This is a genomic window from Methylosinus sp. R-45379 (assembly GCF_001644125.1).
GTDB lineage: Bacteria > Pseudomonadota > Alphaproteobacteria > Rhizobiales > Beijerinckiaceae > Methylosinus.
Window position 1 is genome coordinate 1 of the sequence record NZ_LUUM01000009.1, and the last position, 7122, is coordinate 7122.

General features: G+C 63.3%; 7 protein-coding genes. 3 read left to right on the top strand and 4 right to left on the bottom strand.

The annotated features are described in order from the left end of the window. From A1351_RS01200 to A1351_RS01215, 4 genes are all read right to left on the bottom strand, one after another. Positions 1 to 914, bottom strand: a 914-nt coding sequence (locus A1351_RS01200; RefSeq protein WP_245291550.1) for an efflux RND transporter periplasmic adaptor subunit, incomplete at its 3' end; no start/stop codon positions are given. A 42-nt stretch (positions 915 to 956) separates the two neighbouring features. Continuing rightward, complete coding sequence (locus tag A1351_RS01205) at positions 957 to 1286, bottom strand: hypothetical protein (RefSeq protein WP_064031948.1); 330 nt, start codon at positions 1284 to 1286, stop codon at positions 957 to 959. A gap of 214 nt (positions 1287 to 1500) precedes the next feature. Next, positions 1501 to 2976 carry a GLUG motif-containing protein gene (locus A1351_RS01210; protein ID WP_157096029.1) on the bottom strand — a complete coding sequence of 492 codons (1476 nt, stop codon included), beginning with the start codon at positions 2974 to 2976 and terminating at the stop codon, positions 1501 to 1503. Further along, entirely contained in the window at positions 2924 to 3670 is a 747-nt protein-coding gene (locus tag A1351_RS01215) for a hypothetical protein (RefSeq protein ID WP_157096030.1), read from the bottom strand. The genes A1351_RS01210 and A1351_RS01215 overlap by 53 nt, the downstream gene beginning before the upstream one ends. Positions 3671 to 4415: 745 nt before the next feature. On the opposite strand from A1351_RS01215, the gene A1351_RS25695 reads away from it, so the two are divergent. From A1351_RS25695 to repB, 3 genes are all read left to right on the top strand, one after another. Further along, complete coding sequence (locus A1351_RS25695) at positions 4416 to 4532, top strand: hypothetical protein (protein WP_245267493.1); 117 nt, start codon at positions 4416 to 4418, stop codon at positions 4530 to 4532. A 237-nt stretch (positions 4533 to 4769) separates the two neighbouring features. Then, a complete protein-coding gene (repA, locus tag A1351_RS01220; RefSeq protein WP_245275699.1) occupies positions 4770 to 5897 on the top strand; it encodes a plasmid partitioning protein RepA in 1128 nt (375 codons plus the stop codon). Next, positions 5894 to 6910 carry a plasmid partitioning protein RepB gene (gene repB, locus A1351_RS01225; RefSeq protein WP_024882163.1) on the top strand — a complete coding sequence of 339 codons (1017 nt, stop codon included), beginning with the start codon at positions 5894 to 5896 and terminating at the stop codon, positions 6908 to 6910. Before repA ends, repB begins: the two co-directional genes overlap by 4 nt. Positions 6911 to 7122: the final 212 nt, after the last annotated feature.

The following is a 7122-nucleotide window of genomic DNA, read 5'->3' on the forward strand; positions in this document are numbered from 1 at the left end:
CAGCGGCGATCCCAGCCTGCTCGAGGGCGTGCGCCGGAGAAGGCGAGATAATCGGCAGCCGCCGCCGCAATGGCCGGCGAATAGAGCCGCGCCAACGGCTGGCCCTTGGCGACGCGCGCGCCGGTCGTCGCCTCGAAGACCTTCTCGATGAAGGCTTCCGAGCGCGTCGCGACGACGGCGACGCGGCGCTCGTCGACCTGCACGGCGCCGGGCGCGCGAATCTCGGTGACGATCGGCTGACGGCGCACCAGCTCCGAGCGCACGCCGGCGCGCTGGATTTTCCCAGGTGCGATGCGTAGCGCGCCATCGGCCTCGACATCGTCGCCCTCATAGACGGGCGTGTAATCCATGCCCATCGAATCCTTCTTCGGAACGGCCGACACATCCGGCAGCCCCATCGGATTGCGGTAGTAGAGGATGCGTTTCCTGCGCGGCGCGGCGGCGAGCTTCGTCAGTATGGCGCGCAGATCGGCGGGACGGACCGGCAGAAAGTCCATCCCCATGCCGTCCTTGCGCGGCGTGGCGGAAATCGCGTCACCGCCCATAGGATCGCGGTAGAAGAGCGGCTCCTCGCTCGCGGCGACTGGCGGCTCGGGGAGCTTTGCGACGAAGGGCGCGAGCTGCGAGCGGCGCACGGGCAGGAAATCCATTCCCATCTCGTCCTTGCGCGGCTGGCGCGCGATCTCCGTCCCACCCATCGGATCGCGATAGAACAAGATGGGATCATCGAGCGCGGCGGCCCGCGCCGAAAGTTCGGACCCCGCGGCGTTGCTATGGGTGGCGTCGGAATGGGAGGCGTGAAGCACGGATGCGGTCACGCTCGCGGCGAGCGCGAGCGCGCCGAAAATAGGCGCGTAAGGAGGCATGATCTCGATCTCCGGCCGCTGCTGCGGCGGATGGCGTTGAAGCGACATGGCCGTTCCGTCGCGCGAGCAGCGGAGCCGGCGATTGCGGCTTCAGGCGATCGGAGGTCGAAGCTCTGGAGAGCCGGTCAGTGAGGCGAAATCGGCGTCGCTCGCTGCGATGGCCCTCCCCTTCGCCGTTACGGCGGGGATGAGGAAGGAGCATTCATTCGGCGTGGCGACGGGCGAAATCTGCGCGCAGGACACAGCCGCGCAATCATCCGCCGCGACCGAGCCGCGATCCCCCGCCGCCTTATGGCAATCCTCCATGGCGGCGGCGCTCATGCCCTCGCATCCGTGACCGGCGCGCGCCAGCGGCGCGGCTCCGAGGAGCAGCGAAGCCAATGCGAGCATGGGGATGAGCGCGCGGAGCAAATGGATCATAAGCCATTCTATCATCGACAGACAAAGCGGTAAACCCGGCCCCCTCGCGCGTATCGCCGGCGATCGGTCGTCGAGGCCCTTGTCGGTCTCGGCTGCATCGTCCGAGACCGACGAGCACGGCGTCGAGGGTCAGTTCGCTGTCTTTGGGCGAAGGCCTGCGGCGCGGCCGAGCAGGAGAAGAAGAACACGGATCTCCGTTCGAGGATCGACCTCATTATTGGGCATTTGGCGTGGGAGCCGAGTTCCTGCCGCCGTTGCCAAGATCGAAATGCTGGCCGTCGAGTTCGATGCTGCGAATGCGCGCGCGATAATGAGCGCCCGGCGAGGAGACGTGGACCTTGTGAGGCCCGCTCGTCGTCGTCGAAGCATGCTGCGTATGCGTGCGGACCGCCGGCAGAGGCGTCTGCGTGGGCTCGCAGCCCTGTATGAGGGCGTCGACATCGGCCGAGGACACGGCCTCCACCGCCGCTCTGCCCGCCGTGGCGAGCAACCCGTTGGGAACAGTGGTCGGCGCCGTCGCCCGATTGGAGATCACATTGCCGGCGCCGCTCGCCGCATGTTGCGTCTGGGCCAGACGCGCGGCGGCGGCTGCGGCGGCTTCTGCCGCTGCCGCGCGCGCGGCGAACACTTGGTTGATCGTGCCATTGATATAGAAGGGCGCGTCCTTGATTTGGGCGCTCGTCAAACCGCCGCCGCCAGTCACCTTGCCGGCGACGAGTTGACTTGCGAGGCCTGACGGAAAATTGGTCGCCGGCAAGCTGGGGTTGACCTCGGAGTTGTAATAGCTGTTGTTGATGACGCCGGTCGTCGTGTTGTTGGGATTGCCGCTATTGTTGAAATTCACGCCGGCGATCCCGCCCGTGTAGCCGCTCTGGCCCGTCACGGCGCCGGTGGCGTAGGAATTGGAGATTAGTCCAAAATTGGTTCCGACCAACCCGCCGGCGGAAGCCAGCGTGGCGTTGGTCGTCGTGCCGAGAGCGGTCACCGATCCGGTCGCGTGTGAGCCGGTGATCGTCCCGCCGGCGTTGGTTCCCACGAGGCCGCCGGCTTGCACATTGGCGACGACATTGCCCGTAGCGTAGGAATTGGTGATGGTCGCGCTGCTGGAGCCCGCGAGGCCGCCGGCGTTGTTGCCCCCGGTCACATTGCCGGTCGCATAGGAGTTGGTGATGTTGGTCGAGCCGCCTGTGCCAATAAGGCCGCCCGTGCCGGAGACGCCTGTGACATTGCCGGTGGCGTAAGAATTGGCGATGAGCCCGTTACCCTGCGTATAGCCGACGAGGCCGCCGGCCCCCGTGCCGAAGGCCCCCGTATAGGTCACATTGCCCGTGGCGTGAGAATTCGTGATCGTCACGATGTTGGAGCCAAAGCTGCTGGCCGCGCCGATCAGGCCGCCGATGCCGGGGGGCTGGCTGACATCTGTGTTCTGATAGCTGGTCACATTGCCCGTGGCGTAGCTATTCTCCAGGGTGAAGTTGGAAATCGACGATGAGACAGTGCCGACCAACCCTCCGAGATCGTAGAAACCCGTCGCATTGCCGGTGGCGAAGGAGTTCCTGATGAGGATCGGAGCGGAGCCGCTCGGCACATTTCCGATGAGGCCTCCGAGACCAACGCCGATCGTGCCGCCGAGGACATCACCGGTTGCGTAAGAATCGTAAACATTCGTATTGCTTGCGTAGCCGATCAATCCTCCGCTGTTTCCTCCGAGTGAAGAGTCGACGGTTCCGCTGGCGTGGGAACGATAGATCTTGAGATATTCGCCTTCGGCCGATCAGTCCACCGACCGTTGCACCGGTCACATTCACTGTCGAGAAGCTGTCCGAGATGGTGTTGAACACGCCGGGTTGTGGGAAAATGCCGTTATAGCCGATCAGACCGCCGGAATTGCCTCCAACGACGGTTCCTGTGCTGTAGGCTTTGCTGATATTGGCCAAATTCGAGCCGACCAGCGCACCGAGGAAGTTGTCGTAAACTGTCTGCGGTCCGGACGAAAAGACAACTGTGGCCGAGGAGCTTATATTGGCGTTGACGACTCCGATATCGCGAACGAGGCCGCCAGCGGTCGTCTGGCCGATCAGAGCGAGATTGGAAACGGGATTATTGTTCACTAACGCCGTGGAGGTGATCGTCAGATTGCCGACCGTATGGTCGAGGCCGGCCGGCATTCCGGAAAATTTCTCGATCAACGCATCGGTGTAGGTCGTCCCTGACGCATCGATATTCTGCCCCAGCGCATAATTGCCGGAGACGCTCGCCGCCGTGGTTCCCGGCAGGACGGTGGCGTCATGGCTGTCGAGCGCGTCGAGCTGCGCGACAGTCTGGATGAGCGTGTAATTGGTTCCGTTGATCTTCAGGCCGGCGTTTGCGCCGCTCAGCGTCACGCTCGCGTATTGCGTGCTGGCGGGCGCCAGAAGCGGGATCGGGTAGCCATTGTGTGGTCTGCGCCGATGAATGCTGTCCAAATGACGATAATATAATGGTCGATATTCTGCTTATGGATACGCCACTCCGCCTCCCGTTGAGCGCGAAATACTTTTCGATGTGCCGGCCATCGGCTCCAGGTATTAGACAAAAATGGGGTTATTCCATCTTGCTATCGTTCAGATTGGCGTGTGCTTTCCGTTACGATATGTAAATGATATAAAATAATATGGCATAGCTTTGTATTCGTCTGGCGCAAAGGAGTTCGCGGAATGCAGAGGGAATGTCTGTCGACAAGGTCGATTTTGCCGTGCTCTGGCTCTTTGTCACGCTCAGCATCATGGTGGAGCCGGGGCAGGGGCTGGTCCCATAGCGGCGTAGATTGAGGCAGTTTTCCTCACGCGTGAAGCGATAGATCGCCGCTCGCCCGCGGAACAAATATAAGCGTCTTGCTCCGGGGCCGAATTGCTTAAATAAAAAGCGCGGGGCGTGTTGCGCCGTTGAACGCCCAGAATTCGGAGAACGCCAGGCTCGGTCGCTACGTGGGAGCGACTGTCGGCGGCCTCCCTTGCCGCCGATCAGGGTATTGACCTGCCGCCCCTTCTCGGTCGCGTCAGCGCCGCTGAGAAGGCGGCTAGGTCGTCTCAGCGGCGCCTGCTGCCGCGGCAGGAGCTTTTTCGCTATACGTATGTCCGCACGGGAGCGGTGCGCTCATCGCGATTCGAGGGGACACAGTCGACGCTCGTCTGTCTCCTTCGGTTCGAGACCGCGGGCCGTGCCAATGCGGGTTGCGCGTTCATCGGCCGAGAGCCGAATCATTGAGGCGCTATGGGCGATGCATGCCTTTGCGCGGACTGCGGCCGGTGGGCCGTTAGGACACCATTAACTCAATACGGCTTGCAACGAATCGAGAATCGGCCTCTAGTCACAGACGGAAATTGGCCGTTTAACGCTTAGGAACCGTTTTCTGTGACGAGCAACTTGGACGCCCTGCCCTATACGGCGCCGGAGAGCGCGCTGCAGCGAATGACCCGCCATGCGAAAGTCTTGTCGGGGCAGATGCAGGCGTTGAGCGCCACGCTGTTTCCGCCGGCGGCTCGAAAAACCCTTCGCTCTTTCTCGTCGGGCGAGGTCGCGCGATTCCTCGGCGTGTCCGACGGATATCTTCGGCAATTGTCGCTCGACGGGCTCGGCCCGACGCCCGCGGTGGCGGGCGGTGGACGGCGATCCTACACGCCGGCCCAGATCGGTGAGCTGCGCGTCTACCTCGCGGGCGCGCGTCCAAAGGAGGCGCTCGGATTCTTGCCGCATCGGCGCCCCGGCGACAAATTGCAGGTGATCGCGGTCGCCAATTTCAAGGGCGGGTCGGCCAAGACCACGACGTCGCTCTATCTCGCGCAGTTTCTCGCGCTCGAAGGTTATCGGGTGCTGGCCATAGACCTCGATCCGCAGGCCTCGCTTTCGGCCATGTTCGGCTATCAGCCGGAGTTCGATATTGGCGAGGGCGAAACCCTCTATGGCGCGATTCGCTATGACGAGGCGCGCCGGCCGATGCGGGACGTGGTGCGACCCACCTATTTCGCCGGGGTCTCGCTCGTCCCCGGCAATCTCGAGCTCATGGAATTCGAGCATCACACTCCGCGCGCCATGGCGGAGCGGTCACTGCGCGGCGGCGATTTGTTTTTTCGGCGGGTCGGTAGCGCGATCGCCGAGATCGCGGACGATTTCGACGTCGTCGTGATCGATTGCCCGCCCCAGCTCGGCTATCTCACCATGGGCGCGCTGAATGCGGCGACGGCCATGCTCGTGACCATTCATCCGCAGATGGTGGATGTGGCCTCGATGAATCAATTTCTGCTCATGACGTCGGACGTCATGACGGTCATCGAGGAGGCAGGCGGCCGGCTGGATTATGATTTCATCCGATATGTCGTGACACGGCACGATCCCAATGACGTGCCGGAAACGCAGATTGTCGCTCTTCTGCGCAATCTCTTCGGCCAGGATGTGCTGGGCGCGACGGTATGGAAGTCGACGGCCATCGCCAATGCCGGGCTCACCAAGCAATCGCTCTACGAACTCGAAAGGGGCTCGGTCGGCCGCGCCGCTTTCGAGCGCGGGCTCGAATCGGTCAATGGCGTCAATCGGGAAATCCTCAGCCTCATGGAAAAGGTCTGGCGGCGATGAGCAAGCGCACGGATACGATCCGCTCCCTCTTCGCGCAGCCCCCCGCCCCGATGTTGTCTGCTGACAACAATCCGGAGCCGCGCCGCGTCGCGGCCGGGGCGGTGCGCTCGATGAAGGAGACCTTCTCCGACATAGAGCGGGAAAACGAAATGCTGCGGGCACGCATCGCCGCGGGCGAGCAGGTGGTCGACATCGACCCGGGGTTGGTCGACCCCTCCCCTTTCGCCGATCGGTTCCCGCAGGAGGAGGACGCCTCCTTCGAGGCGCTGAAACAATCGATCGGCGATCGTGGGCAGGAAGTTCCCGTCCTGCTGCGCGTCAACCCTGCCCTGCCCGGTCGCTATCAGACGGCCTTCGGCCATCGCCGCATTCGCGCCGCGCTCCAACTCGGCCGTCCGGTGAAAGCGATCATTCGCGCGCTCGGCGATGATGATCTCATCATCGCGCAGGGCGTCGAAAATTCAGCGCGTGAGGATTTGAGCTTCATCGAACGCGCGGTCTTCGCTTGGCGGTTGGAGAGCGCCGGGCGCAGTCGCTCGGTCATTCAGCAGGCGCTCGCCATCGACAGGGCCGAGGCCTCCAAGCTCATATCGGTCGCCAAGGCGGTGCCGGAGGATGTCGTTCGAGCGATCGGAAGGGCGCCGAGGATCGGCCGCGGCCGCTGGCAGGAATTCGCCGAGTTGTTGCGTGACGCTCCGGCGCTGAGGCGGGCGAGGGCGGCGGCCGCCCTTCCCGCCTTCTCATCGCTCGATGGCGACACGCGTTTTGCACGGACGCTCGCCGCGGCGAAGCGGGCCGAGGCGGAGCCGCGCCCTGCCCGCCCGATCATAGAGATCAGGAACTCCGCGGGCCAATCGATCGCGGAAATTCGCGCCTCCGAGCGCGATGTCAGAGTGACGCTGGCAAAAGCGGATGGAAGCGCATTTGCGCAGTTTCTCGCCGCTCGCCTGCCCGAGTTGCTCGAGGAGTATCGTTCTTTCGACGCCGGCGACGGCGCATCGAAAGGCGCGTGAGAGGCGGCGAGAGGAGAACCCAGCAAAAGAAAAAGGCCCCCGAAACGATCACGCCCCGGAAGCCCTTCTCAATGTGTAGCAACTGAGAGAATCACACTTCCGCAAATCGCTGTCAAGCATTTTGGCACCGTTTCGGTGAGCGGATTTCTTTTGCCTGAATGAGGCAAAGGAACATGCAGACACGTCCAACGACGCCCTTCGGGCGGCGGCCG

Excerpts from the sequence above, each read along its gene's own strand:
- A1351_RS01205 (WP_064031948.1), bottom strand. The coding sequence starts at position 1,286 with ATGATCCATTTGCTCCGCGCGCTCATCCCCATGCTCGCATTGGCTTCG.
- repA (WP_245275699.1), top strand. The coding sequence starts at position 4,770 with ATGCAGGCGTTGAGCGCCACGCTGTTTCCGCCGGCGGCTCGAAAAACC.
- repB (WP_024882163.1), top strand. The coding sequence starts at position 5,894 with ATGAGCAAGCGCACGGATACGATCCGCTCCCTCTTCGCGCAGCCCCCC.